At 71.6% G+C, this 26,494-nt stretch carries 24 protein-coding genes; 14 read left to right on the top strand and 10 right to left on the bottom strand.

What is annotated here, in order from left to right; genetic code table 11:
* Positions 1-16: 16 nt before the first annotated feature.
* Positions 17-478: a prevent-host-death family protein gene (locus ACH4XV_RS01455; protein ID WP_395786007.1), complete on the top strand. Its 462-nt coding sequence runs from the start codon at positions 17-19 to the stop codon at positions 476-478.
* A 414-nt stretch (positions 479-892) separates the two neighbouring features.
* On the opposite strand, the gene ACH4XV_RS01460 is transcribed toward ACH4XV_RS01455, so the two are convergent.
* The gene (locus tag ACH4XV_RS01460) at positions 893-2,107 is read right to left on the bottom strand and encodes an amidohydrolase family protein (RefSeq protein ID WP_379998489.1); all 1,215 of its coding nucleotides are present in this window, start codon (positions 2,105-2,107) and stop codon (positions 893-895) included.
* Positions 2,108-2,261: 154 nt separating this feature from the next.
* Between ACH4XV_RS01460 and ACH4XV_RS01465 the strand changes: the two genes are divergently transcribed.
* Complete coding sequence (locus ACH4XV_RS01465; protein ID WP_395786009.1) at positions 2,262-3,170, top strand: LysR family transcriptional regulator; 909 nt, start codon at positions 2,262-2,264, stop codon at positions 3,168-3,170.
* Between the two features lie 107 nt (positions 3,171-3,277).
* Here ACH4XV_RS01465 and ACH4XV_RS01470 read toward each other — a convergent pair whose 3' ends face one another.
* From ACH4XV_RS01470 to ACH4XV_RS01485, 4 genes are read right to left on the bottom strand one after another with little or no spacing between them, the layout of a single operon-like run.
* A complete protein-coding gene (locus ACH4XV_RS01470) occupies positions 3,278-4,039 on the bottom strand; it encodes an AIM24 family protein (RefSeq protein WP_078978011.1) in 762 nt (253 codons plus the stop codon).
* Positions 4,036-4,683 carry an AIM24 family protein gene (locus tag ACH4XV_RS01475; RefSeq protein ID WP_126635649.1) on the bottom strand — a complete coding sequence of 216 codons (648 nt, stop codon included), beginning with the start codon at positions 4,681-4,683 and terminating at the stop codon, positions 4,036-4,038. Before ACH4XV_RS01475 ends, ACH4XV_RS01470 begins: the two co-directional genes overlap by 4 nt.
* On the bottom strand, positions 4,680-5,303 hold the full coding sequence (locus tag ACH4XV_RS01480) for an AIM24 family protein (RefSeq protein ID WP_380038845.1): 624 nt from the start codon (positions 5,301-5,303) through the stop codon (positions 4,680-4,682). Before ACH4XV_RS01480 ends, ACH4XV_RS01475 begins: the two co-directional genes overlap by 4 nt.
* Before the next feature lie 36 nt (positions 5,304-5,339).
* Positions 5,340-6,422 (bottom strand): slipin family protein, encoded by a 1,083-nt coding sequence (locus ACH4XV_RS01485; protein WP_395786012.1) that lies wholly within the window; start codon positions 6,420-6,422, stop codon positions 5,340-5,342.
* A gap of 241 nt (positions 6,423-6,663) precedes the next feature.
* Between ACH4XV_RS01485 and ACH4XV_RS01490 the strand changes: the two genes are divergently transcribed.
* Genes ACH4XV_RS01490 through ACH4XV_RS01500 form a run of 3 tightly spaced genes read left to right on the top strand, consistent with a single transcriptional unit; the run spans position 6,664 to position 9,619 of the window.
* Positions 6,664-7,524 carry a MoxR family ATPase gene (locus ACH4XV_RS01490; RefSeq protein ID WP_201261004.1) on the top strand — a complete coding sequence of 287 codons (861 nt, stop codon included), beginning with the start codon at positions 6,664-6,666 and terminating at the stop codon, positions 7,522-7,524.
* A gap of 6 nt (positions 7,525-7,530) precedes the next feature.
* Positions 7,531-8,952: a VWA domain-containing protein gene (locus ACH4XV_RS01495; protein ID WP_395786014.1), complete on the top strand. Its 1,422-nt coding sequence runs from the start codon at positions 7,531-7,533 to the stop codon at positions 8,950-8,952.
* A 4-nt stretch (positions 8,953-8,956) separates the two neighbouring features.
* Entirely contained in the window at positions 8,957-9,619 is a 663-nt protein-coding gene (locus ACH4XV_RS01500) for a class I SAM-dependent methyltransferase (RefSeq protein ID WP_395786016.1), read from the top strand.
* On the opposite strand, the gene ACH4XV_RS01505 is transcribed toward ACH4XV_RS01500, so the two are convergent.
* Complete coding sequence (locus ACH4XV_RS01505; RefSeq protein ID WP_379998478.1) at positions 9,620-10,087, bottom strand: YbaK/EbsC family protein; 468 nt, start codon at positions 10,085-10,087, stop codon at positions 9,620-9,622. It lies immediately after the preceding gene.
* Positions 10,088-10,186: 99 nt separating this feature from the next.
* Between ACH4XV_RS01505 and ACH4XV_RS01510 the strand changes: the two genes are divergently transcribed.
* The 4 genes from ACH4XV_RS01510 to ACH4XV_RS01525 all read left to right on the top strand — a co-directional run bounded on the left by ACH4XV_RS01510 (position 10,187) and on the right by ACH4XV_RS01525 (position 15,306).
* Positions 10,187-10,741: an NADPH-dependent FMN reductase gene (locus tag ACH4XV_RS01510; RefSeq protein WP_395786018.1), complete on the top strand. Its 555-nt coding sequence runs from the start codon at positions 10,187-10,189 to the stop codon at positions 10,739-10,741.
* A gap of 93 nt (positions 10,742-10,834) precedes the next feature.
* Positions 10,835-13,015: an endonuclease/exonuclease/phosphatase family protein gene (locus ACH4XV_RS01515; protein WP_395786020.1), complete on the top strand. Its 2,181-nt coding sequence runs from the start codon at positions 10,835-10,837 to the stop codon at positions 13,013-13,015.
* 125 nt (positions 13,016-13,140) lie between these two features.
* Positions 13,141-14,568 carry an MFS transporter gene (locus ACH4XV_RS01520; RefSeq protein WP_395786022.1) on the top strand — a complete coding sequence of 476 codons (1,428 nt, stop codon included), beginning with the start codon at positions 13,141-13,143 and terminating at the stop codon, positions 14,566-14,568.
* A gap of 9 nt (positions 14,569-14,577) precedes the next feature.
* Positions 14,578-15,306 (top strand): SMI1/KNR4 family protein, encoded by a 729-nt coding sequence (locus ACH4XV_RS01525; protein ID WP_395786024.1) that lies wholly within the window; start codon positions 14,578-14,580, stop codon positions 15,304-15,306.
* A 56-nt stretch (positions 15,307-15,362) separates the two neighbouring features.
* Here the strand turns inward: ACH4XV_RS01525 and ACH4XV_RS01530 are convergent, their stop codons facing one another.
* Positions 15,363-17,225, bottom strand: coding sequence for an LVIVD repeat-containing protein (locus tag ACH4XV_RS01530; RefSeq protein ID WP_395786026.1), 1,863 nt, complete (start codon positions 17,223-17,225; stop codon positions 15,363-15,365).
* A gap of 410 nt (positions 17,226-17,635) precedes the next feature.
* Between ACH4XV_RS01530 and ACH4XV_RS01535 the strand changes: the two genes are divergently transcribed.
* The 3 genes from ACH4XV_RS01535 to ACH4XV_RS01545 all read left to right on the top strand — a co-directional run bounded on the left by ACH4XV_RS01535 (position 17,636) and on the right by ACH4XV_RS01545 (position 21,598).
* On the top strand, positions 17,636-18,583 hold the full coding sequence (locus ACH4XV_RS01535; protein WP_395786028.1) for a LysR substrate-binding domain-containing protein: 948 nt from the start codon (positions 17,636-17,638) through the stop codon (positions 18,581-18,583).
* A gap of 400 nt (positions 18,584-18,983) precedes the next feature.
* Positions 18,984-20,051 (top strand): fatty acid desaturase family protein, encoded by a 1,068-nt coding sequence (locus ACH4XV_RS01540; protein WP_395786030.1) that lies wholly within the window; start codon positions 18,984-18,986, stop codon positions 20,049-20,051.
* The gene (locus tag ACH4XV_RS01545) at positions 20,051-21,598 is read left to right on the top strand and encodes an MFS transporter (protein ID WP_395786031.1); all 1,548 of its coding nucleotides are present in this window, start codon (positions 20,051-20,053) and stop codon (positions 21,596-21,598) included. The genes ACH4XV_RS01540 and ACH4XV_RS01545 overlap by 1 nt, the downstream gene beginning before the upstream one ends.
* On the opposite strand, the gene ACH4XV_RS01550 is transcribed toward ACH4XV_RS01545, so the two are convergent.
* Positions 21,570-23,123 carry an ABC transporter substrate-binding protein gene (locus ACH4XV_RS01550; RefSeq protein WP_395786033.1) on the bottom strand — a complete coding sequence of 518 codons (1,554 nt, stop codon included), beginning with the start codon at positions 23,121-23,123 and terminating at the stop codon, positions 21,570-21,572. The genes ACH4XV_RS01545 and ACH4XV_RS01550 overlap by 29 nt on opposite strands.
* Before the next feature lie 249 nt (positions 23,124-23,372).
* Here ACH4XV_RS01550 and ACH4XV_RS01555 point away from each other — a divergent pair, with 249 nt between their 5' ends.
* Positions 23,373-24,512, top strand: a complete 1,140-nt coding sequence (locus ACH4XV_RS01555; protein WP_395786035.1) for a chemotaxis protein — start codon at positions 23,373-23,375, stop codon at positions 24,510-24,512.
* A gap of 128 nt (positions 24,513-24,640) precedes the next feature.
* Here ACH4XV_RS01555 and ACH4XV_RS01560 read toward each other — a convergent pair whose 3' ends face one another.
* Positions 24,641-25,282, bottom strand: a complete 642-nt coding sequence (locus ACH4XV_RS01560; protein WP_395786037.1) for a hypothetical protein — start codon at positions 25,280-25,282, stop codon at positions 24,641-24,643.
* 118 nt (positions 25,283-25,400) lie between these two features.
* Here ACH4XV_RS01560 and ACH4XV_RS01565 point away from each other — a divergent pair, with 118 nt between their 5' ends.
* A complete protein-coding gene (locus tag ACH4XV_RS01565) occupies positions 25,401-25,586 on the top strand; it encodes a DUF5703 family protein (protein ID WP_078978027.1) in 186 nt (61 codons plus the stop codon).
* A gap of 129 nt (positions 25,587-25,715) precedes the next feature.
* On the opposite strand, the gene ACH4XV_RS01570 is transcribed toward ACH4XV_RS01565, so the two are convergent.
* Positions 25,716-26,366 (bottom strand): chaplin, encoded by a 651-nt coding sequence (locus tag ACH4XV_RS01570; RefSeq protein WP_395786039.1) that lies wholly within the window; start codon positions 26,364-26,366, stop codon positions 25,716-25,718.
* Positions 26,367-26,494 lie beyond the last annotated feature (128 nt).

Raw genomic sequence — 26,494 nt, forward strand, 5'->3', positions numbered from 1 at the left:
AAGTAGCGTCGTCGGTGTGTCCACGCCGACTGTGTCGTTTTCCGACTTGTCAAAGAACTCCAAGCGTGTTGCCGACACCGTCGAGCAGGTTCAGCGCCTTCACGTCACGCGCCGGGATGGTGAGGACCTGTATCTCACCACCGAGCGGCACGACCGTGAGCGTGAGGAGACCGCCGACGTCACCGCGCGACTGTTCGCCGCCCTGATGGGCAGTGACGAAGGCGCGCGAGCCATTTTTCTGGCGCTGCCTACGGTGTTCCCCTGGACGCGGCACCTCTCGGCCCGGGAGATGCGAGAGTTCGCGGTCGACCTCGTGGACGCGACCCGTGACGTCGTGGAGTTGGACATACACGCCAACCTTCATCGCGTGATCGTCGAGTGGCGGGCCACCGCTCGGATCCTCGCCGATCCGACCCTGGCCGAAGCCCTCACGCGGCCCCTGCCGGGCGAGAACCACGGCGAGGTCATCGGCCCATGAGCCCGAAGCGCGGGGACGACGTCCCCCCACCCCCGTCGGCACCGAATGGCGACTGCGGTTCGCCACCAGCGAAGCCGCCAAGGGCTGGAGCGACCTGTGTACGGAAGCGCCGGGGAATACCCGTCGCTGTTTCGAAGCCCTGCGCGCGGCACCGCAGTCCACCGCCGACCCGGATCGGCAACATCGCCTGCACGGGCGACTGGGTGTTCGGGCTCTGGGCGGCGACGAGTTTCCGCAATGGGAGTACGAGGTGACCGCAGGCGGACGAGTGCGCTACCTCGTCGACGAGCGCCGGCGGACCGTGCATCTCGTGTATGCGAGTACTCGGCATCCGAAGGACACCGATACCTGAGTGGCCGTGGCCCTGCCGCCGGCCGCGCCCGGGGGAGTGGGGGCGCGGCCGGCGGGGGTGGGTTACTTGGTGATGCCGAAGCGGGTGAGGCCGAAGGCCTTGATGGCGTTGGTGCGGAAGAGTTTGTCGCATTCGGCCTGGGTGAGGCCCGCCTTGGTGGCGATGTCGAGGGCGACCTTGTGGGTGTTGGGGAAGGTCGAGTCCGCGTGCGGGTAGTCGACCTCGAAGCAGATCTGGTCGATGCCGATCACGTCGCGGTTGCGCAGGCCGATCTCGTCGTCGAAGATGCAGCCGTAGATCCGGTCCTTGATGTACGAGCTGGGCTTTTGGGTGAGCGAGGAGCCGAACGCGTTGTCGTCGCGCTCCTCCCACAGCTTGTCCGCGCGCTCCATGACGTAGGGCATCCAGCCGACCTGGCCCTCGGCGTAGGCGATCCTCAGCTTCGGGAAGCGGTCGAAGACGCCGGAGAAGATGTAGTCGACCATCGAGCCCATGGCGTTTTGGAACGTCAGCACCGAGGAGACGATGAACGGCGCGTCGGGGGAGGTGGAGGGCATCTTCGAGGACGAGCCGATGTGCATGCACACGATCGTGTCCGTCTCCTCGCAGGCCCGGAAGAACGGGTCCCAGAACCGGTCCTTCGAGTGCACCGACGGCAGGCCGAGCGGGACCGGGTTCTCCGAGAAGGCGACCGCGAAGGAGCCCTTGGCGGCGCAGCGGCGCACCTCGGCGGCGGCCAGGTTCGCGTCCCACAGCGGGATGATCGTCATCGGCAGCAGGCGGCCCTTGCCGTCGCCCGCGCACCACTCGTCGATCATCCAGTCGTTGTACGCCTGCACGCACAGCAGTGCGAGTTCCTTGTCCTCACGCTCGTAGAACGCCTGGCCGCAAAAGCGCGGCAGGATGTTCGGGAAGCACAGCGAGGCGTCGACGTGGTTGGCGTCCATGTCCTTGAGGCGCTCGGACTGGATCCACGCGCCAGGCCGGATGTCGTCGAAGGTGACCGGTGTCACGTCGAGCGTGTCGAAGCCGACCGCGGCGGAGAGCTTGGGGAACGGGTAGACCAGGTCGTCGTACAGCCACCAGTCGCACCACTCGCCGTCCTCGACACCGCGCTCGTACGAGAAGACGCCGCCGATGAAGTTGAACTTCGCCTTGTCGCGCACCACGCGCGGGCCGCGGTCCTTGTACTTGGCGGGCAGCCGCGAGGTCCACAGGTCCGGCGGCTCCACCACGTGGTCGTCCACGGAGATGATGCGCGGGATCTCGAGCGTCATGACCTGCTCCTTAGTGCGACTTCGGTGCGATTGCCGTGTGGCTGCGGTGCGATTGCGATGCGATTGCCGCGCTCCCAAGGAAACCTGCTGACGGGGCGTCAGCCAAGCCCCTGTTGTTGCTAACGTTATGCCGACACGGCATAGGTGGGTTTCCATGGAGCTGCGCGACCTGAGATGTTTCCTGGCGGTCGCCGAGGAGCGGCACTTCGGCCGGGCCGCCGCTCGGCTGTACCTGTCCCAACCGATGGTGAGCAAGGCCGTACGCCGGCTGGAGCAGCAGCTCGGCACCCGGCTCGTGGACCGCTCCTCGCTGCCGGTGGCGCTCACCCCGCTCGGCGAGGTGTTCCGCAGTCGGCTCGACGAGTCGTTGCGGGTGCTCGACGACGCGTGCGCGGAGGTACGGCGGCGGGCCACGTGGGACGCCGGGCAGGTGCGCGTGGGGTATACCTCCGGCCTGGGTCCCTCGCTCGTGTCGGCCGCGATCTCCGCGCTGCACATCCGCCACCCGGCGCTGCGCGTGCAGTGGACCAGCGAGCCGACCGCGCGCCAGGTGGCCGACGTGCGCGAGGGTGTGCTCGACGCGGGCCTGGGCTGGCTGCCGGACCTGGGCTCCGGCTTCGAGTCGGCCCGCGTCGGCACGTTCGCCTTCGTCGCGCTGTTCCCGCAGGAGCACCCCTTCGCCGAACGGCGCTCGGTGGACCTGACCGAGCTGGTCGGCTGCGGCGAGCCGATCGTGGTGTGGCCGCGCCAACCGCATCCCCGGCTGTACACGCGCGTCACCGAGGCGCTGCGGCGCTCGGGCGCGACCGACATCGTCGAGGCGTACGGCAGCGTGGACGATGTGATCGCGCGCGTCGTGGACCGCCAGGGGATCGGCCTGTCGCCGCGCGGCTGGGCCCGGCAGCGGCCGGTGCGCGGGGTCGTCCAGGTCCCGCTGACGGGGGCGCCGGACGTCGCGGTGACCGCCTTCTGGCGCGCCGACACCGACCACGAGGGCGTCGACGTCCTGGTGCAACTCCTGCGCGAGGTGGCCGCGGACAGCGACCTGGCCGACCAGCTGTAGGCCGGGGGCACAAGCCGACCGGCCGGCCGAGGCATTGGCGAGGCCCTCCACCGTCCCCAGTGAAGGGCCTCGCCAGGTCAACGGCCCGAACCCGCCGTCGGTTCCCGCTACTGCAACAACCGACCCAACCGTCCCGGCAGATTCGGCAGCCCCGGGATGTTCTGCGCCCCCGGCGGCTGGTTCTGCTGCGCGGTCTGCGCCGGAATCAGGTTCGGGTCGATGGAGATCTCCGAGGACTGCATCAGCACCGTCCCGGTCCCGACGAAGTCGTACTGGTGCTCCTCGCCCGAGGCGCCGCCGATCCCGGTCAGCCGCCGGGCCATGCCGAGCGCGCCGCGCATGTACTTGGTGTCGAAGTGGTGGCACGGCGTCGGACAGTCGGCCCAGCCCAGCAGCGCCTCCGGGTCCACCCGGATCGGCGGTTCGACGAAGTGCACCGCGCCGTTGGACGCGGCGACGAACTTGCCGGTCCCGATCAGCGTGACGAACCCGGGCACGATCGACTGCTTGAGGTCCAGACCGGGCTGGAACGCAAGCAGGTTGGCCGCCCGGATGGTCAGGTTGCCCACCTCCAGGTCGTACGAGTTGACGTCGAACCCGCGGTCGGCGAGCAGCAGTTGGCCCTTGCCCTGCGCGACGATCCAGTCCTGGATGTACAGCGGCGAGTTGAAGTTGGCGGTGACCAGCCGGTCCAGCGCGCCCACGCCCAGCGCCTCGAACTTGATCCGCCCGTAGTAGGCGATCATCTTGCCCTTCTGCACGAACCACTCGCCGTCGAGCGCCACGCAGAAGGAGTAGGGATTGACGTTGTCGTCCTGCGGCAGCGAGCGCGCGTCGTACACGGTCGTGCCGGAACCCGGGCCGCTCACAGCTTCTCCTCGCTCGCCTGGACGTAGACCGTGCCGGTGCCGGACAGTTCCAACTGGAACGCCTCGCCCGAGCCGCGCCCGATCACGTCGCGCCAGCCGACGTTGGCGCCGATCCGGTTGTCGAGTTGCCCCCGGTGCGCGATGTACGCCTGCGGGTCGACGTGGATCGACCGGCCCGGCTGGACCGGCAGTTCGATCACCCCGCCGTGCGCGAGCACCGCGCACCAGCCACGCCCGGTCAGCGTGGTGGTGAACAGGCCCTGGCCGGTCACCTGGCCGCGGATCATCCCGCGCACGCCGCCCTGCGAGCCCATGAACATCGTGCCCTGCTGGAGGCTGTCCTCGAACACCATCAGCCGGTCGGCCTCGATGTGCAGGGTGTCGCCGGTGATCTCGATCAGGTGCACGTGCCGGCCCGCGTAGCCGAACATCACCCGGCCGTCGCCCTCGGCTTTCATCAGCGGCACCGATTCGCCGGCCAGACGCCGACCGATCATCCCGCCGACGCCCTGCGCCCCGGTGCTGGTCGGCGTGAAGGAGACCTCGCCCCGGTAGGCCAACATCGCGCCGCGCAGGCAGTACAGCGTCTGCCCGGGCCGCACGGTGGCCTCGATCATCTTGGAGTTGAGCTGGTCGAACGTCACGTCTGCCCCCCGATGGTCTGCCGCTCGGTGGGCTGTACGTACACCAACCCGTCGCCCTCGAAGCGCAACTGCACGCTCTCGCCGGATCCCTCGCCGATGAACGTGCGCCAGTTCACGTCCTTGACGAACTCCTTGCGGAGCTGCCCGGTGTGCGCGACGTACGCCCCCGGGTCGACGGACAGCGGTTCGCCCTGCGACACCCGCAGTACGATCGCCGGCCCGTCGGAGGTCACCGCGACCGTGCCCTGACCCGAGACGGTCGTGGTGAACAGGCCCTGCCCGCTGGTCGCGCCGTGCAGCCCGGTGAACTCGGTACCGGTACGCAGGCTCTGCTCGACCGCGAGCAGGTTGCTCGACTCCACATGCAGCGTCTCGCCGCTCAGGTGCACGAGGTTGATCTCGGTGGCCCGGTCCGCGAACCAGCATGTGCCCTCGCCGCTCACCTCCATGAGGGTCATGCCCTCGCCGGTGAGCCGGCGGGTCACCATCCCGCGCAGCCCCTCACCCCCACCGGACAATCGTTTGAAGGTCATTCGTCCGTCATAGGCGATCATCGTCCCGTTCCGGGCCTTGACCGCCTCTCCGCCCAAGCCCACCGCGAGAACTCGCGTGCCCTGCATCACAAAGGTCGCCACGGTGGGGAAGTTAGCAGCAGGTCAGCCGTGGTCGGAGGGTGGAAACCCCTCATCTTGCCGGGGCTTTACCGGCGGCGCGGCAGGCGGCACGATCGGCGGCGCGGCCGGCACCGGCGGAACCCGGGGCGCGGGCGGCATCGGCGGTACGGCCGACACCACCGCCGTCACCGGTCGATCCTCGTCCCCCAGTGCCGACGCCGAGGCCGCGACCGCCGCGGCCCGCTCGTCCGCGGACCCCTCCTCGCCCCTGCTCTCGCCCCCGTCCGCGACCCGCGCCGCCGCCTGCGCGACCGCCTTCACCGCGGCCCGCGCGACCGCCGGATCGCGCGGCTCCGGCCCACCCCCGCCGTTCGGGAAGTTCTCGAAGAAGCGCAACATCTCCACCGGGAACGGCATCACCAGCGTCGAGTTCTTCTCCGCGGCCACCTCGACCACCGTCTGCAGCAGCCGCAGTTGCAGCGCGGCCGGCGACTGGGACATCTCGTCGGCCGCCGCCGCGAGCTTCTTGGACGCCTGGAACTCGCCGTCGGCGGTGATGATCCGCGAGCGCCGCTCGCGCTCCGCCTCCGCCTGGCGCGACATCGACCGCTTCATCGACTCGGGCAGCTGTACGTCCTTGAGCTCGACCCGGTCGATCTCCACACCCCAGCCCACCGCCGGGCTGTCGATCATCAGGGCCAGGCCCCGGTGCAGTTCCTCGCGGTTGGAGAGCAGGTCGTCCAGGTCGCTCTTGCCGATGATCGAGCGCAGCGAGGTCTGCGCCACCTGCTCGATCGCGAACACGTGGTTCTGCACCTCGACGATCGCCCGCGCGGGGTCGTGCACCCGGAAGTAGACGACCGCGTCCACCCGCACCGTCACGTTGTCCCGGGTGATGCCCTCCTGAGCCGGGATGGGCATCGTGATGATCTGGATGTTGACCTTCCGCATCCGGTCGAAGAACGGCACGATCACGTGGAATCCGGGCTGGCGGACCCGCTGCCTGACCCGGCCGAGCCGGAACACCACCCCACGTTCGTACTGCTGTACCACGCGTGCGCCCTTGGCCACCACGATCAGCGTGGCGACCACGATCCCGATGACGAAACCCACCGCGATGTCCATGTCTCGATGCTAGGAACCCGAGGCCCCGAATGGACCGGGGAACTCCCTACGCACGGTGTGATCGGCGTCAAGAATCGGTCATGTGACGCCACGTCAGCCAAGCCGGAGGGCGTGGCGGAGCCGACCCGGCCCCGCTCGTATCCCGCCGACCGGCCCCTCTTGTAACTTGAGGGGGCGGCCGGCGCCGGACCCGGCACACCGGCCGGCCGCGATCGCCCGCGAGGAGTGCACCACGATGACGATGTTCGCCTCGCCCGAGGACGCCCGCACCCGGCTCGGCGCGGTCGACTACCTGACCGACCCCGGCATCGCCACCGCCGTCTTCCTGGCCGACGCGCTGGGCAAACCGCTGCTGATCGAGGGACCGGCGGGGGTGGGCAAGACCGAGCTGGCCAAGGCGGTCGCGGCGGCCACGTCCTCGGCGCTGATCCGACTCCAGTGCTACGAGGGCCTGGACGAGTCCCGGGCGCTGTACGAGTGGGACTACCGCAAACAACTCCTGCGCATCCAGGCCGGGGTGGACGGCTGGGACGAGGCGCGCGCCGGCATCTTCGCCGAGGAGTTCCTGCTCGCCCGCCCGCTGCTCACCGCGATCCGCCGGGACGAGCCCACCGTGCTGCTGATCGACGAGACCGACAAGGCCGACGTCGAGGTCGAGGGGCTGCTCCTGGAGGTGCTGTCCGACTTCCAGGTCACCATCCCCGAACTGGGCACCATCACCGCCTCGCAGCGCCCGTTCGTAGTGCTCACCTCCAACGCCACCCGCGAGCTGAGCGAGGCGCTGAAGCGCCGCTGCCTCTACCTCTACATCGACTACCCGACGCCGGAGCGCGAGCGGGACATCGTGCTCACCCGGGTGCCCGGGATCCGCGCGCACCTGGCCGAACAGGTGGTGCGCACCGTCGCCTCGCTGCGCGCCCTCGAACTCAAGAAGGCGCCGTCCATCGCGGAGAGCCTGGACTGGGCGCACACGCTGCTCGCCCTCGAGGCCGACGACCTGGACGAGGAGACCATCGCGCGCACCCTCGGAGTCGTGCTCAAGCACGTCGCCGACCACACGCGGGCCGCGAAGGAACTCGGCCTGCCCGGCCTCGGCGGCTGACCGCCGATGTCGCTCCTGGATCGACACACCGGGTTCGTCCGGGCGCTGCGGCACGGCGGGTTGCCGGTGTCGCTCGCCGAAGGGCTCGACGCCGCACGCGCGTTGACCGTGCTCGACCTCGCCGACCGCGAAACGCTGCGCGCCGCCTACGCCGCGTCGCTGGTCAAGCGCCACACCCATCGGCCGGTCTTCGACACTCTCTTCGAGCTGTGGTTCCCGCTCGGGGAGAGCCCGAAGGGCCCGGAAGGCCCGGAACGGAAGCCGGAACCACCGGCGGAGGCGCCGGCCGACAGCGCCCCCGCCCCGGATGCCCCCGCTTTGGACACCGACGCCGCCGATGCCGAGGCATTCCGCGACCGGCTGCGCGAACTCCTGCTCACCGACGACGAGATCGCGCTGCGCGCGCTGGCCCGCGAGGCGGTCGGCCGGTTCGCCGGCTTCGAGGGCGCGTCGGGCTCCTCGTGGTCCGCACAGCTGGTCGGCCGGGCGCTCGACCCCAAGACGCTGATGGCGGGCCTGCTGCGCGCGGTACTGGGCGGGCAACTCCCCGGCGGGGTCGCCGAACGCAACGCCCGGCGGATGATCCAGGCCCGGGTGGACCGGCTGAACGCACACATCCTGGCCGACGTACGCCGCCGCCTCGCCGAGGAACGCGGCATCGAACGGGTCGCCGAGACGGCGGTGCGGCCGGCCGTGGAGAACCTGGACATCCTGCGCGCAAGCCGAGCCGACCTGGTGGCGCTGCGCCGCGAGGTGCAACCCCTCGCGCAGCGCCTGGCCACCCGACTGACCGTCCGGCAACGCGCGGGCCGCAGCGGCCGATTGGACTTTCGCCGGACGGTGCGCGCGTCGTTGTCCACCGGCGGCGTGCCGCTGACCACGCGGCATCGGCCGCGCCGACCGCACAAGCCCGAGTTGGTGGTGCTGTGCGACGCCAGCGAATCGGTCGCCTCGTTCGCCCACTTCACCCTGCTGCTCGCCTACGCACTGCGCGAACAGTTCGCCCGGGTACGGGTGTTCGCATTCATCGACACGCTGGACGAGGTGACCCGGTTCTTCGAACGGCCCGGCGGCGACGTGGGCGAGGCGATGCGCCGGCTGACCGCCGAGGCGAACCTGGTGCGGCTCAGCGGACACAGCGACTACGGACACGCCTTCAAGGTCTTCGTCGAGCACTACGGCGACGTGATCGGCCCCAAGACCTCCCTGCTGATCCTGGGCGACGCCCGCAACAACTACCAGGACCCGGCCCTGTCCGCCCTGGAGGCGATGGTCACCCCGGCCCGCCACGCCTGGTGGCTCAACCCGGAGCCCGAGCGCGACTGGGACACCGGAGACTCGATCGCCGGCGTGTACGCCCGCCACATCCCCCTGATCGAGTGCCGCAACCTGACCCAACTTGGCAGATTCGTGGGGGAGTTGGCCTGACCACATGGACGCGCACCGGATCGCCGTGGAGTTTTGGGACGACGCCTACGCGGACGGGATGTACGCCGACGCCGGGCCCGACCCGTTCGTGGCGCGGATCCTGGAGGTGGCGGCGCCCGGGGTCTCGGGGGTGGAGATCGGGTGTGGCAACGGGCGGAACCTGATTCCGCTGCGGCGCGGTGGGCTGGAACTGGTCGGGGTCGACCCGTCCCGGATCGCGTTGGAGCAACTGGCGCTGCGGGAGCCGGGAGTGCCGTTGGTGCACGGCACCCAGGACGATCTGCCGCCTGGGCGGCGATACGACCTCGTGGTCGGCATTCAGGTGCACCAGCACGGCACCCGCGCCGCCGCCCGGGACATGGTGCGCGGTTCGCTGGAACGGGTGGCCCCCGGCGGCCTGTTCGCGCTGCGCACCGCCTCGGCCGAGACCGAGGCGGTCGAGGCGCACGAGGTCTTGGACGAACACCCCGACGGGGGGCGGACCTTCCGCTACCTGGAGGGCTTCAAGGCGGGCCTCGTCGTGCACTACTACGGCCGCGCCGAACTGGAGGCGCTGTTGGCCGACTTCGAGCCGGTCCTGCCCCTGCGCGCCGAATACAGCCCACGACTGGACCCGCCGGCGGGCCGCTGGGCCCACTGGGAGACGATCGTGCGCCGGCCCCGCTGATCACGCCTCGACGTCCGCCGCCTGCCCACCCGTCATCCGCAGCAGCTCCGCGTACGTCGTCGGATACATGTGGTTGTGGTCGCCCGCACCGGCCCAGACCACCTCGTGCTTGTCCAACCACGTGTCGATCAGCGTGCGGATCGGCTGCGGATGACCCACCGGGGCCACCCCGCCGACCTCCTGTCCGGTCGCCGCGAGGACGAACTCCGGGTCGGCGCGCCGCACCTTGCGCACGCCCAGCAGCCGGGCCACCACGCGGGTGTCGACCCGGTGCGCCCCGCTGGTGACCACCAGGAGCGGTCGGCCGTCGGCGGAAAAGATCAGGCTGTTGGCGATCGCGCCCACCTCGCAGCCCAGTACCTCCGCGGCCGCCGCCGCGGTCGGCACCGTTTCGGCGAAGGCGCGGATCCCACCCGTGGCGCCGAGCGCGCGCAGCGCCTCGGCGACGTTCTCGACCGGCGTGTTCATGGGGCGAGGTTAATACCGGCGCGCCGCGGCTGCGGCACCGATGGCGGCGACCCGTCGGCGTCGGGCGGCGAAGTGCGCGCGGTGCTACCTTGACCGGCCATGACAGCGAATCGCCGGGTGCTCGTGATCAGTGGGTCGCTTCGTGCGGAGTCCACCAACTCCGCGGTGGTGCGGACCGCTTCCGTGGTCGCACCGGAGGGGGTCGAGGCCGTCGTTTTTCCCGGCCTCGCCGAGCTGCCGCACTTCAACCCCGACGACGACCACGAGCCGTTGCCGCAGGCCGTCGTCGCGCTGCGCGCCGCGATCGAGGGCGCCGACGCGGTGCTGTTCTCCACGCCCGAGTACGCCGGCGCGCTGCCCGGCTCGTTCAAGAACCTGCTCGACTGGACCGTCGGCGGCGTCGAGACCAGCGACAAGCCGGTCGGCTGGATCAACGCCTCGACCAACCCCGGCGGCGCGGCCAAGGCGCACGAGTCGCTGCGCACGGTGCTCGGGTACACCGGGGCCGACGTGATCGAAGCGGCCTGCGTACGCCTGGGCGTGGCCCGCGACGGGATCGACCCCGACGGCCTGATCGCCGACTCCGAGGTGCGCCAGGGCATCGCCGCCGTGCTGACCGTACTCGCCGAGGCGGCCCGACTCACCCGGGCCTGAACGCGCCGTCGACGGATCGTCGGGAGTCCCCTCCCGAGCGGGATTCGCCGCTCTATGCTGACCCCGCCATCGAGACGGGGGTTGCGCGTGCCGATGATCGTGATCGCTCTGGGAATCGTCTTTACGGTCGACATCCTGCGGGTGTGGCTACCGTCGCTGATCACCGTGTACGGAGACGCCGGATCGACCCCCGCGGCCCAATTGGGCCTGTTCGCCATCGCCTGGTTCGTGGCCGCCTTCGCGGTGGTGCCGCTGTGTCGCCGGGTCGGCGGTCGGCCGGTCGCGGTCGTGGCCGGCGTCGCCATGGTGATGGTGCGGCTGTGGACGCAGTTCACCGACGGCGGCGACCGGCAGCTCTACGTGGCCTGCCTGGCCCTGGTCGCCGCGCTGTGCTGGCTGGTCGCGGTCGCGCACACCGGATGGGACGCCGGCGTCGCGGTGCCGGCCGGCCTTGCCGCGGCGGTGGCGCTGCACGCCGGGCTCGGCACACTCGACCCGATGTGGCTGGAGGTCTGGCGCGGCTGGGCCGTACTGGGCGTCCTGGCCGTGTTGTTCGTGGCCGGTCAAGTGTGGATCCAGGCGCCCGCCACCCCCGCGCCCGCGCCGGTGTTGTGGGCGGTGTTCGGTCCCGTGTTGTTCCTGACCGGCGTGTTGTTCGGCAACGTCGGCGTCGGGCACGCGGCGGCCGGCGAACCCCGGTGGGGCGTACCGGTCCTGGTCGCCGCCTGGGCGCTGGCGGTGCCCGTGTCGCGGCTGCGCGGCGTCTGGGTGCTGCCCGTCGGCCTGGCGCTGGTCGTCGCGGGTGTGATCGGCGCGGGCTACCTGGAGACGAGCGCGCACGACGGGATCGTCGGCCTGGCCCCGACCGGCGCGGCGGCGTGGCAGGCGGTGGGCGTGCTGGGGCTGGGCCTGGTCCTGGGCGACGCGGCCGGGCGAATACGCGCCGAGGTGCGGTGGGCGCCGGCCTGGAGCATGGTCGGCTTCTTCGCACTGACCTTCCTGCACTACGCCCGCTACGACATCGAGATCGGCGTCCTGGCCCGCGGCCGGGTGTTGCTCCTGGGCGTGGCGGCGATCGCGGTCGTCGCGGGCGCGGCGGCGCTCCGCGACCTGCGCGCGCCCACGCGGGCCGAGCCCGAGACCCCACCCGCCCCGGCCCGCGACCAAGCCCAAAGCCGAACCCGACCTCAACCCCATACCCGAGCCCGCGGGCGCACCGTCGCACACGCCACCGGCTCCAACGGCCCCCGATCCGACGTCCCGCTCGGCGCCCGCACCCGCATCGGCCGCTCGCCGCAGCGCCCCGGCCGCAAACCCGGCACCCGCCCCGGCGCCAGGTCCACCCCCAAACCCACCGCCGCCCGCGCCGCCGGCCGCCCCGGCGCACCCACCCCACCCGGCACGACCACCCGCAAGGCGGCCCGCGTCGCACCCCCGCCCTCCCCGTCCGAGCGGGCCGAACGCCTGCACCTCCCGCTCGCCCTCGCCACCGTGTTCCCGGTGCTGCTCGCGCTCGCCGCCTTCGGCCTGCGCCCGGGCCCGGGCTCGGCACCGGTGCCGGACGCGGCGGCCGGAACGCTGCGGGTGGTCACGTACAACATCCGGATGGGCTACGGCATCGACGGACGGTTCGACCCGGATCGCACGGCCGACACGATCCGGGCGCTGCGCCCCGACGTGCTGCTGCTCAACGAGGTGGACCGGGCCTGGTTCCTCAACGGCGGCCACGACGTACTGACCCTGCTCGCCCGGCGGCTCGACCTGCCCTACCGGTTCGCGCCCGCCGCCGACCCGCAGTGGGGCGACGCGGTGCTCACCCGCAAGCCGATCCGGCACCTGGAGTCGATTCGGCTCCCGGCCGGCGGCGCCCCCACCGGCGCACAGGCGCTGGGCGTGGTGGTCGAGGCGGCGCCCGGCAAGCGGCTCGGGTTCGTGGCCACCCACCTCCAGGACGCGGACGACGAGGTGCCGCAGCGACAGGCGGACCGCGCCGCCGCGTTCGCGACCGGCCTGGCCGCGCGCGAGGCGGTGCCGGTGACCGTACTCGGCGACCTGAACGCCGCCGTGGACAGCCCGCAGGTGCGGGCGTTCACCGCGCGCGGGCTGGTGGACGGCCTGGCCCGGGTACGGCCGCTGCGCACTTATCCCGCGGACCGGCCCCGGCGCGAGATCGACCAGGTGCTCGTCGACGCGAGACTGCGGGTGCTCGCCGTGGAGGCACCGCCTTCGAAGGCCTCCGATCACCTGCCCGTCGCGGTGACGCTGGGCTACTGACCAGCGCCCCGGTCGACCGGGGTCACCCGGGCGGGCGCCTTGGCTCCGGGGGATGTGGGCATCGTCCCTCGGATGGTCGCCGACGGGGTGGCCGTGCGGGAGCGGCCGAGAAGGGGCGTGGGAGCGTGACGCACGATGCGCCCGACCCGCGTCGGTGGCAGGCGCTCGGGGTCTGTCTGATCGCGGGGTTCATCACCCTGCTCGACGTGTCGATCGTCAACGTCGCGCTGCCGTCGATCCGGGCGGGCCTGGGCGCCTCGGAGAGCGACGTGCAGTGGGTGCTGTCCGGCTACGCGCTGACCTTCGGCCTGGTCCTGGTGCCCGCCGGTCGGATCGGCGACGCACGCGGGCGCCGGATGATGTTCATGACCGGCCTGGCCATGTTCACCGCCGCGAGCGCGCTGTGCGGCGCCGCGCAGACGTCGTTGTGGCTGGTGCTGGCCCGACTGCTCCAGGGCATCGCGGGCGGGATCCTCACCCCGCAGGTGTCCGCGCTCATCCAGCAGATGTTCGCCGGTCACGAACGCGGCCGCGCGTTCGGCATGTTCGGCACCGTGATCGGCATCTCCACCGCGGTCGGCCCGCTCCTGGGCGGGCTGATCATCAAGGCGGCCGGCGCCGAGGAGGGCTGGCGCTGGGTGTTCTACGTCAACCTCCCGATCGGCGTGCTGGCCCTCGTCCTGGCCCGGCGGCTGCTGCCGGGACCGGACCACGAGAACCGGGCCTGTCTGCGCGACCTCGACCCGGTCGGCGTGCTTCTGCTCGGCTGCGGCGTGCTGCTGTTGCTGCTGCCGCTGGTCGAGGAACGCCAGTGGCAGGGCTCGACCAAGTGGCTTTTGATCCCGATCGCGGCGGTGTTCCTGGCGGGGTTCGTGCGCTGGGAGATCCACCAGACCCGGGTCGGCCGCAATCCGGTGGTCGACCTGGCCCTGTTCCGGGTCCGGTCGTACACGCTCGGGTTGTTGGTGATGTTGTTCTACTTCGCCGGATTCACCTCGATCTTCTTCGTCTTCACCCTCTATCTCCAGTCCGGCCTCGGCTACAGCGCGCTGCTCGCCGGACTTGCGATCACCCCGTTCGCGGTCGGCTCCGCGGTCGGCGCATCGATCGGCGGGCACCTGGTGAACCGGTACGGGCTCGCGCTGGTGACCGGCGGGCTGCTGATGGTCGCGGTCGGCCTCGGCGGGGCGATCGTGGGGGTGTACGAGGTACCCGGGCGCGATATCGGTTGGGTCCTGGTGGCGCCGTTGGCGTTCGCGGGGGTGGGCAGCGGGCTGGTGATCTCGCCAAACCAGACGCTGACCCTGGCCCGGGTGCCGCCGGCGCAGGGCGGCAGCGCGGGCGGGGTGTTGCAGACCGGGCAGCGGATCGGCTCGGCGATGGGCATCGCGGCGGTCGGCTCGATCTTCTTCTCCCGACTGGCCGCCGACCGGGGCCGGGACTGGGCCGGGCCGCTGCGGCACGGCCTGGTGGTGTCGGTGGCGTTCGTGCTCGCCGCGTTCGTCGTCGCGGTGGTGGATCTGCACCGGGGACGGGTGCCCGGGACCCGGTAGCGTCCGGCCATGACCTTCGACATCCACGCGGCACTGCCCGCCGCGCTCGCCGATCGGGCCGGGGCCTGGGAGTTCGTTCGCGCCTTCGCCGCCGACCGGGCCCGGGCGATCGGGCCCGCCGACGGGTACACCCCGGCGGAACTGGACGCGAGCGCGGCGCGACTGGGCGTCCCGCTGCCGGCCGCGCTCCGCGAGCTGTACGAACTCCTGGGCCGGCGGTCGGACCTGACGAGCAATCACGACGTGCTGCTGCCGCCCGACAAGCTCTACGTGGAGGACGGCCTGCTGGTCTTCCGCGAGGAGAACCAGGGCGTGGCGTGGTGGGGCGTGCGGCCGGACGGCGACGACCCCGAGGTGCTGGTGAGCTTCAGCACGGCCGAGCCGGTCGAGGAGCCCTGGAGCGCCTGGCTGCACCGGTTCTCGCTCGCGGCGGTGGAGATCGTGCTGTCCGAGACGCTGCTGTTCGACGACGACCTGGTCGAGGCGGTCGAGCTCGACGCGGACGACCTCGACCTGCTCCCCGAGACGATGCGGGAGTTGGCCTTTCCGGGCTACCCCGAGAGCGAGTCGGCCGGGAACCGGATCCGCTGGTTCGCCGGTCACGACCTGCTCGGCCGGCACGACGGCACGATGATCGTCTTCCGCGCCCGCACCGAGGACGATCTGGAGACCTTCTTCGACGCGGTCTGCGGCCCGGACGAGGACGACGAGGACGAGCCCGACGCCCGCGCCGGGTGAGCCGGGCCGGCCGCCCGGCGCCCCGAGGTGCGGACGCCGGGCGGCCGAACCGTCGCTCAGGAACCGCTGTTGCGGAACGGCTCCTTTGGCCGGCCCAGGTTCGGCCTGCCCAGCACGTCCTTCGCGGACAGCGCGTAGATGCCGTGATTGGTCAGCACCCACACCACGTTGCGGTCCCACTCGACGTAGACGCCGTGCGTCTGGTTGCCCATCGCCCACTCCGGGAACGTGCCGTCCTCGGTCGGCCAGTCCCGGGTCTTGGTGCCGAACGCCTTGGGCACGAAGTACGCCTCGATCTCCGGCCGGGCGGGGTTCTTCACGTCGAAGACCTGGGCGCCCGCGTTGTAGAAGCCGTACACGAGGGTGCCGTCGTCGTGCCGGCCCGGGTTGGTGTAGTAGCCGGTGCGCTTGGGCCCGAAGCTGCCCCGGCGCTGGCAATAGTCGGTGATCCCGGCCGACTTCGGCGGGGTCGGACGCGGCAGTTGCCCGACGATCCGGGGATTGGCCGGGTCCCGTGCGTCGATCTGGTAGATCGGCTTGTAGGGCTCGTAGCAGTCCTCGGTCAGCGGATAGCCGGAGACGTAGATCATCCCGGTGCGCTGGAACTGCGACACGTCGATGTTGTCGCCCTCGGTGCCCGCCACCGACGGCGGCAGGTCCACATGCCCCACCTGGCGCATCCGGGCGGGGTCGGAGATGTCCAGGACGGTCATGCCCAGACCGCCCTGCACGGCGAAGCCGTACCGCCCGCCGCGCTCCACCGGCGTGGGCACGAACAGCGACATCCGCGCGCCCAGCCAGCTGGTGCGGTTCCCGCAGCGCGGGTTGCGCGCGTACGCCTCGTCCTCGCCGGTGACCTGTCCGGGCAGATGCCAGGTGTCCAGCAGCCTCGGCGCGCTCGGGTCGGACATGTCGTAGGACTGGTAGCCGGCCGAGTGCAGGTTGGTCGGGTACTCGGTGTTGGCGTACGTGTCGTTCGGCGCGACCGCGATGAACATGTACCTGCCGCCGTCCCAGTACGGCACGTCCAGCGACCCGGAGCCCTGCTGCGGGCGGTTCGGGTCGCTGTGCAGCGGGTCCGGCTGGGTCGAGTCGGTGCTGACGGTCGAGATCAGCTGCCAATCGGCCTTGCGGGGACCGTTCAGGCGATACACCTTGAAACCCTTGAGACCGGGTTTGGCACGCAACTTCGCCACGCCGTCGGGGTTGCCGTACTTGTCCTTGCCCGGCTCGTCGCCGAGTTCGGTGATCTGGCGCTTGTCCTCGAAGGACTGCACCATCACGTAGGCGCGCAGCCGGTCGTTCCACTGGATCGTGGACGCGCCCCAGTAATCCCCGGCCGCCCAGGTCCCGTTGGCCTTCGACTCGTCGCCGCCGACGTCCTCCCGGGACATCTTCTCCACCACCGTGACGTGCTTGACGTCGGTGATGTCGTAGACGCGGCCCTCGGAGCGGTCGTACTGGAACATGTAGCGGCGGCCGTCGAAGTCGACGATGTTCTGCCAGGTGTGGAAGAAGTCCGGGGTGAAGTCGTAGCCCTCGTAGGCGGCTTCGACGGTCATGTTCTTCACGTACTGCCGGCCGTCGTAGTCGGCGCGCCGGCCCGGGAAGGGGTGCGGGTTCTCCTCGTCGAGCGGGGTCGACGCCGGGGCCAGGAACGAGCCGTCGAGCTGCATGCCGTACGCGTTCGGATCCGCCGCCTGTGGACGACGCTCCTGGCAGACGAAGGGGATGTTCGGATCGGTGCCGGCGGCGCCCGCGGCGGTCGCGGTGCGGGGCGGGGAGCCGGCTGCGGGGGAGCCGGCGCGTGGGGAACCCGCGTAGGTGCCGGCGGTGATCGCCACCAGGGCGGCCACCGCCAACGCGCTGGATCTGCCGTATCTGCCGGGGCCGTTGCGGAGGAGGGGAGTGCGGCGCATCTGACGAACCTTCCGACCGGGACGATGACGGGGAAGTACACGACCGGCGGCGACAGCGCCGGGCGGGGACGCGGCACGCGCCTTCGCGGGGCACGGCACGAACGGAATCCCCGATCGTGCCGTCGACCCGTGACCTCCTCGCCGGCGACTCGTACATCCGGCGAGGGGCACATTCGGCGAGTGGGCCGACCCGGCGGCTCCGGAAGCTCCGATGCCGCCGCGCGTCGATCCGCCCGGGGCCGCTCGCGCGCTCGTGCGGCCACGGCGGCGGCTCGTCAAGAAGCCGTCGCCACGTGCATGATGGCTGCGCCGGTGCATGTCCATCCAATGCCGATCCGGCGCCATGGCATCACCAAACAGGTATGCGTCCTGTCGGGGGGACGCAGCACCGAACCGGTACGGGAGCCCGCGTGGACCTGCTCGACGGACGGCTGAAGTTTCGCCACCTGACCCTGATCACGGCGATCGCCGAGCACGGGGGAGTCAGCCGCGCGGCCGAGGCGCTGCACCTGACCCAGCCCGCCGCCACCCGCACGCTGCGCGAGCTGGAGACGATGGTCGGCGTGCCGCTGTTCGAGCGCGGCCCGCACGGGATGAGCGCGACCCTGTACGGCACCGCCCTGGTCGCACACGCACGGGCGATCCTGGCCGAGGTGCGGCGCGCCGGCGACCACCTCGCGAGCCTGCGCGAGGGCCAGACCGGCACGGTCGTCGTCGGCACCCTGCTCGCCGGGACCAGCGTGCTGCTGCCGCGCGCGGTGTCGGCGCTCAAGCGGGAGCGGCCCGGGATCACCGTGATCGTCCGCGAGGCCACCCACGACGTACTGCACCCGCAGCTGCTCGCCGGCGAGATCGACGTCGTGGTGGGCCGGTTGGGACCGGCCGCGGACGGCGGACGGGTCCGGCGGACCGCGCTGTACCGCGAGCCGATCCGGCTGGTGGTCCGCCGCGGCCACCCGCTCCTGGACAGCGCGCGCGAGCTGGCCGACACGATCGCGCACCCGTGGATCCTGCCGCTCGAACAGACGGCGCTGCGCAGCGAGTTGACCCAGCTGTTCCTGCGCAACGGGCTGGCCCTGCCGGCCGATCGGGTGGAGTGCACCTCGATCCTGACCGTACGCGCGCTGCTGCTCGCCACCGACATGATCGCGGCGCTGCCCGAACTCGTGGTCACCGGCGACGACCGCCTCGCGGTATTGCCGGTGCCGCTGGAGTCGGTGCGCCGCACGGTGGGCACCACGCTCCTCGCGGACCGGCCGCCGACCCCCGCCGTGGGCGCCTTCCTCGCCTGCATCGGCGAGGAGGCGGCGGCGTTGCGGGCCGCGCTGGGCGAGGAGGCGGCGCTCGATCCGGACTGACGCGCCCGCCCCGCACCACCGCGCGCCCTGTTCAAGCGGTTTCGCCCGGGAGCACCATGCCACCTCGGCCGACTCCGCCCCGACCCGGAACGACCGGCCCGCGCCCGCGGGGGTGTACCGGGCCGGCGTCCGCAACACCCCGCTCCGGGTCGGCCGCTCCCCGGACGGCCGACGCCGCAAGGGATAGCCCGCGCAGCCCCACGGCCCCACCAGCCGCGTCCGCCGTACCCGATCACACCCCGGTTGTCCATGGGGTGCGGCCCCCGGATGGGGGAGGTGGAGATGCCCCCGCATCCGGGGGCCGACCGGCTCGTTCCCCGCGCTGGTGATCAATAGCGTCGAGTTACGCCCGGTCGGCGTGCTCGACCGATCATCCGCAACCTGAATTCGGGGACGCCCCATGACCATGACCGCACCGATCCTGGATACCCCGGAGGCCGCCGCCCCGCGCCGGGGCAGCGACTTCGCGCCGCTGCTCGCCGACCTCAAGGCCGCCGGCCTGCTGGAGCGGCGCACCGCCTGGTACGCCCGCTCGATCGGCCTGAACCTGCTGCTCCTGCTCGGCTCCTGGGCCGCGGTCGTCTGGGTCGGCGACTCGTGGTGGCAGCTCGCCCTCGCGATACCCGTCGCGCTGTTCACCACCCGCGCGTCCTTCGTCGGCCACGACGCGGGCCACCAGCAGATCGCCCGCAGCGCCCGCACCCACCGCGTGCTCTCCCTGCTGCACGGCAACCTGCTGATGGGGATGAGCTGCGGCTGGTGGAACGCGAAGCACAACAAGCACCACGCCAACCCGAACCACCGCGAGAAGGACCCGGACGTCGCGGTCGGCGTGCTGGTCTGGGACGCCGACCAGACGGGCGGCCGGACCGGCCTGATGGGCTGGCTGACCCGCAACCAGGCGCGGCTGTTCTTCCCGCTGCTGCTGCTCGAAGGGCTCAACCTCAAGGTCAACGGCCTGATGGCGCTCAAGGAGCGCACCCCGCGCGAGCGCCGGGTCGAGGGTGCCGTGCTGGCCCTGCACTACGCCCTGTACATATCGGTCCTGGCCATCTCGATGTCGCCGGTCAAGGCCCTGGCCTTCGTGCTGCTCACCCACGCGCTGCTCGGCCTGCACCTGGGCATGGCGTTCGCGCCCAACCACAAGGGCATGCCGATGCCGGAGCCGGGCGTCAAGTGGGACCACCTGCGCCGCCAGGTGCTGACCTCGCGCAACGTCACCGGCGGCCCGGTCACCGACTGGCTGCTCGGCGGGCTGAACTACCAGATCGAACACCACCTGGTGCCGAACATGCCGCGCGTGAACCTGCGCCGCGCGCAGCCGATCGTGCGCGCGCACTGCGCCCGGCTCGGAGTGCCCTACCTGGAGACGAGCGCGATCACCTCCTACCGGCAGGCGCTCGGCCACATGCACCGGGTGGGCGCGCCGCTGCGCAAGGAGCGGGCAAAGGTGTCCGCAAACGATTGATGTGTCGTACATCTATCCCTAGGGTGGGGCCGACCTTCCGCCCTCTCCCACCCGGAGCGTTCGTGACCGGCCCCGCCTCGACCCCGCACGACGCGCGACGACGCTTCCTCGTACCGGTCCTCGGCTCCTGCGGCATCGTCGCCGCCCTGATGCAGACCGTCGTCGTCCCGCTCCTGCCGGACCTGCCCGCGCTGACCGGCAGTTCGGCCTCGACGGTGAGCTGGACCCTGACCGCCACGCTGCTCAGCGGCGCGGTCTGCACCCCGCTGCTCGGCCGGGCGGGCGACATGTTCGGCAAGAAGCGCATGCTGGTCCTGGCCATGGTCGTGCTGTCGATCGGCTCGCTGATGTGCGCGCTCACCTCGGACATCGGCGTGCTGATCGTCGGCCGCACCCTCCAGGGCATGGCCACCGCGGTGGTCCCGCTGGGGATCAGCATCCTGCGCGACGAACTGCCGCCGGCCAAGGTCGGCGGCGGCATCGCGATGATGAGCTCGACGCTCGGCATCGGCGCCGCCGTCGGCCTCCCGCTGGCCGGCCTCGTGGTCGACCACGCCGACTGGCACGTGATGTTCTGGGCCGCCACGGCGCTGGCCCTGGTGGTGCTGACCCTGGTCGTGCTCGTGGTCCGCGAGTCGCCGGTCCGCACCCCCGGCCGCTTCGACGTGATCGGCTCGCTCGGCCTGGCCGCGTTCCTGGTCTGCCTGCTGCTCGCGGTCTCCAAGGGCGCCGCCTGGGGCTGGGGCAGCGCCCGCACGGCCGGCCTGATCGGCGCCGCCGCGGTGATCCTGCTCGGCTGGTGCCGGCACCAGTGGCGGGCCCGCACCCCGCTCGTGGACCTGCGGGTGACCACCCGCCCGGCGGTGCTGCTGCCCAACATCGCCGCGCTGTTCATCGGCTTCTCGTTCTACGCCAACAGCCTGTCCACGGCCCAGCTGGTCCAGACACCCGAGGCGAGCGGCTACGGCCTCGGCCTCTCGGTCGCCGCCGGCGGCCTGTGCCTGCTCCCCGGCGGGGTGATGATGGTCGTGCTCTCCCCCGTCTCCACCCGGCTGACCGCCACCCGGGGACCACGCTTTTGCCTCGGCCTCGGCGCCGTCCTGCTCGGCCTGGGCTACGTGGTGCGCATCTTCACCAGCCACGACCTGTGGACCGTCATCGCCGGCGCCACGGTCGTCGCCTCCGGCACCGCCATGTGCTACTCGGCGCTGCCGATGCTGGTCATCCGGGCCGTGCCCGCCGCGCAGACCGCCGCCGCCAACGGGATCAACGCGCTGATGCGCACCATCGGCCAGGCGGTGTGCAGCGCGGTGGTGGCCGCCGTGCTCACCTCGTACACGATCTCCGCCGCCGGCCGCGAACTGCCCGCGCTGCACGCCTACATGGTGATATTCGTGATCGCCGGCACGGTGGCCGGCTGCGCGCTGATCGCCTGCCTGTGCATCCCCGAACCCGGCGGCCCCACAGCCGTGCCGATCCCCGCCCCGGCCGCCCACGCCCAGTCGCGCCCGCTCGCGGCTAGGCCAGACCCAACCGGTCGAACATGATCAACCCGTCCTCGAACACGGTCAGGTCGACCACCTTGGCGTTCTTCGCCCGGATCGCCGCGGTGAACGCCTGCTCATAGGCGAAGATCGGCACATCCTCCGCCAGCGCCCGCTGCACCTCGGCATAGGCGGCCCGCCGGACCTCCGGATCGGTGGTGGCCCGGGCCCGCTCCAGCGCCCCGTCCACCGCCGGGTTCTTCCACTGCATGTGGTTGTCCTGCCCCTTGGAGTGCAGGAAGTTGTACAACACCGGCTCCGGGTCGTCGAAGGACAACACGAACTCGCCCGCGTCGAACTGCCGCTGGATCTGCACCTTCTGGAGGTACTGGGTGCCCTCCAGGAACTCGGTTTTCATGCTGATGTTCTTCATCGTGGCGAGCTGGGCCAGCCAGTATTCGGCGGTCACATGCGAGCCGGGGCTGTTGTACGTGCTGTAGGTGAAGCTCAGCGGCTTGCCCTCGGCGGCGAGCGCGTCGAGCAGGCGCTGCGCCTCGACCCGGTTGTTCGCGGGCAGCGGCGCGTCGGAGGCGACGAAGTCCGAACCCGGGCGCAGGAACGTGCTCAGCGGCTTGCCGGCGTCGTCGGTGACCACCTTCGTCCGCGCGGCCGGATCCATGATCAACGCGAACGCGCGCCGCGCCCGGGGATCGTCGAAGGGGGGTCGGGCCGTGTTGAACAGCGTCATGAAACCGCCGCTCTTGCCCTCGGTGACCACCGGCAGCCCGGCCTTGCGTGCGTCGCCCATCAACTTGGCCTGCGCCGTGGTCAACACCTGGGCCTGATCGGCACCCAGCATCGCCAGCCGCTGCGACTGGTCGACCACCGGCTTGAGGATCAGCTCCTCGAGCGGCGGCCGGGAGCCCACCTGCCAGTACTTCGGGTTGCGTTTGAACACCATCTGCTGATCGCGCACCCAGCTCTCCAGCCGGTACGGCCCGGCCCCCACCGGCTTGGCGCCGAACCCCTTCGGATCGGCCTTGATCGCCGTCGGCGAGCCGATGAACGCCAGGTTGTGCGCGATCACCTTGTCGAAGTGCGCGTTCGGGGCCGGCAGCGTGACCCGAACGGTCCGGCTGTCGGCCACGGATATGCCGACCCCGGCGACCACCCGCGCCTGGAGCGACTTGTTCGCCGGATCCGCGTGCCGCTCCCAGTTGAACTTCACCGCCTCCGCGTCCAGCGGGGTGCCGTCGGAGAACCTCAGGTCCGGCCGCAACCGCAACGTCCAGACCCGACCGCCCTCCGCCGCCGTCGCGCTCTCCGCCAACTGCGGCTGGGCCCGGCCGGTCTTCGGATCGATCCACAACAGCACGTCGAAGACCGCCGCGGCCTGGGTGCCGCCGGTGATCTGGGACAGGCTCGCCACGATCGGGTCGAGACTGCGCGCCTCCTGCGTGACCAGCACGGTCATCGCGTCGCGGGACGAACCGCCGGCGGCGGAGTCGTCGCCGCACGCGGCGGTGGTCAGGGTCGCCCCGAGCAGCGCGGCCACGAGGGCCGGCCGCCGGGAGAGCACGGATCGCACGTGGTCGCTCCTCGCACGGGCCCACCCCGGTCCGGGCGGACCACGGTCTCCGGGCAGGCCGGATCCCCATGGACGGTGAGGGCTCAACCTAAAGTCACTCCTGACTCACGGTCAACAAGTGTTTCCGGATCGGTGACCGCCGCGGGGCTGCGAGCCGGTCGGGTGATTCGCGCGATTTTCCTGCCGAAGCGGGCATAGGACGGTGTGTTTGCCGATGCCGTGAGGCCTGAACGCACGCCAGGAGACCGCATGACCACCGCCGCCCTGACGCCGGACCTGCTCGCCGAGCTGCGCCGTCCCCGCGCGTACCCGCTGGTGTCCCTGACGCTGCCCACGCACCGGCACCGCCCGGAGAACCAGCAGGACCACATCCGGCTGCGGAACGTGCTCACCGAGGCGGAGAAGCGGCTGGCGGCGGACCCGGAGGTGACCCGGGAGGTGCGGATCAAGACCGCGGAACGGCTCCGGGCCGCGGCGGCCGAACTGGATCCGGAGAGCTTCCTCGACGGTCTGGTGCTCTACGCGTCGGCGGACGAGCACTACGCCTTCAGGATCGAGGCGCCGGTGAGCGAGCGGATCGTCTTCGCGACCACCTACCTCACCCGCAACCTGGTCTCCGCGGCGGAGCGGCTCACCCCGTACTGGGCGCTGGTGCTCAGCGAGCAGGAGGCACGGTTGTGGCGCGGCCGGGGCGAGCACGTGTACGAGGCGCGCGTCGACGGGTTCCCGGTCACCACACCCGCGCCCGAGCCCGACGGCCAACTCCGGCGCGAGGGCGGCGGCATGGGGGTGAGCGAGGAATTCCGCCGACTGCTGAACGAGGCCGACGAACACCTGGCCCACGCGCTCGTCGGGTCCAACCGCGACGGCAAGGTCGTTCTGGTCGGCCTGCGCCCCCAGGTCAAGGCGTTCCGTGAGGGCAGCCGCAACGCCGGGCACCTGGCCGAGCGCGATCTGGAGGTCGGCGGCCTGGTCGAGGCCACGGCCGCGCAGCTCGCCGAGATCCTGGCCCCGGCGCGGGCCGCGCTGGCCGAGGAGGCGACCGCCGCCGCACTGCGGGCGCTCGACGACGCGCGCAGCGCCAAGCGGTACGCGGGTGGCATCCAGGAGGTGTGGACGCCGGTCCGGGCCGGGCGCGGCGCGCTGCTCGTGGTCGAGGAGGGCCTGCGGGTCACCGGCCGCCTGGTCATCGTCGAGGCGACCGGGGAGATCGCGCTCCAAGTGCTCACCGGCCCGCACGCGGAGGACGCGGTACTGGCCGGTCGGGCCGAGGACGACATCGTCGACACCGTGGTCGAGGCGGCCCTCGAAGGCGACGGCAAGGTGGTCTTCGTCCCCGACGGCACGCTCGCGGAGGCGGGCGGCATCGCCCTGGCGATGCGCTACTGAGCCGACACCACGCACATCCGGGTGCGGGGGCGGCGTCCGGAAAGGCCGCCCCCGCACCCGGATGACCCGTGACCGGACCCGTGAGGGTCGATCGGCGGTCGATCGGTGCGCCGGTCGGTGCCTCGGGGTCAGTGCAGATCGCGTTCCAAGGCTTCCAGGTCGTCCTCGTACGCGGTGCTCGTCTCGAACCGGTAGATGATGCTGCGCGGATCCGCGTCCTCGAAGGGGGCGTCGAGCCATTCGCCCGGTTCGCTCGGCTCGATCGCGGACACCCACAGGGTCGAGTCGCCCGGTTCCAGGCCCAGTTCGTCGGCGCGCTGGGCGATCTCGTCCGGATCGTAGACGTCGAAGAGCACCGCGACCGCGCTGGACGCGCTGTCGGCGCCGGTATCGCGCGGCGAGACGGCCGGTTCGTTCTCGCCGGCCTCCGCGTCCGCCCGGCGGGCGTGGTCGACGAGGGTGATCAGATCCTTGATCACGTAGTCGCGACGGATCAGCACGGTCACCGCCTCGGGGTTGGTCGGCCCCTCGTACTCGGCTTCCTCGCCGCTGCTCGGCACCTCGAACGGGGTGACCTCGTCGTAGGCGTCGTACAACAACTCGTCGTAGGCCTCCGCGGCGGCCGCGAGCGCGTCGTACGCGGCGAAGACGGCCGGGTCGCTCTCGCCCTGGCGGGCTTCGACGGCGGCCAGATGGTCGTCGATCGCCGATTTGAGAACGTCCGCGGCGGCACGGACCTGCTCTGGCGTGGGCTGCGCAACACCGGTCATGGGGTGACGTTATCCGCAAGAGCCCCACGCGCGCACAATGGTTCACTGATGGCGGAGTCGTTGGCCTACCAAAAGGCCGGTCACCGCGCCGGCGGCGCGGGCGCCGGGGAATGGAAACATGGCGGACTACGAGTTTCGGCAACTGGACATTCCGCGCGGCACGTCCCGCGGGGACGCGTGTCGGATCCTGACCGAGCAGGCGGAATACGGGTATTGGGAGCTGGACCGGCTGCTCCTGCGCGGCGACGGCAGCCGCCGGGTGGTGCTCCGGCGCCGGATCATCCGACAGGTGCGCACCATGTGACGATGCGCACCATGTGAGCGAGGCGAAACGCGGACTGCCCGCCCCTGGCCTCCCAGGGGCGAGCAGTCCATCCGGGCGTGCGTCGGGGTGCGTCGTGCGCCCGGTCGATGGGGGTCGCTCCCGTCGGGATCAGTCCCGGGCGGGCCGCGCGCGACGGTACAGAACGAAGCCGCCGAGCAGCAGCGCGGCGCCGATCGGGGCCACGGTCAGCGCGTCGGAACCGGTCTCGGCGAGGGCCCCGCCGCCGTGCGAGGAACCGCCGGTCGAGCCGCCGGTGCTGCCGGCCGAGCCGGCGCCGGTCGAGCCGCCGGTGGTCCCACCCGTGGTGCCACCGGTCGTACCGCCGGTGTTGCCGCCCGTCGACCCGCCGGTGTTGTGGCCGGTCGAGCCGCCGGTGGTGGGCGGCTTGCTGGTCGGCGGCTTGGTGGTGGGGGGCTTGGTGGTCGGGGGCTTGGTGCTCGGCGGGCACGTGGTCGGCGGCTTGCTGGTCGGCGGGTGGGTTGTCGGAGGCTTCGTGTGCGGCGGCTTGTCGGTCGACGCGTTGGCGCAGTGGTTGCCGAAGGCCGGGTTCAGCGCACCGATGACGTTCACGGTGTTGCCGCAGATGTTCACCGGGACGTGGATCGGCACCTGGATGTTGTTGCCCGACGCCACGCCGGGCGAGCCGACGGCCGCTCCGTCGGCCCCGCTGCCGGCGTTGGCCACGCCGACGGCCGCGGACGCGAGCGCGCCTGCGGTTGCGACGACGACCAACAGCCCCTTCTTGGCGAGCTGGTGCATGTAGGTACCCCTGTGTCTCTCTCGCGAGGGGCGGGGGACGTTGACCCCGCACGGTCGTCCAACGAGAGTCGACACCGGAGGTCACCGGGGTGACGGCGATTCGCTCGTATGGCTGAGTTTCAGCCTTC

Origin of the sequence: Embleya sp. NPDC020630, assembly GCF_044334985.1 — a bacterium.
GTDB lineage: Bacteria > Actinomycetota > Actinomycetes > Streptomycetales > Streptomycetaceae > Embleya.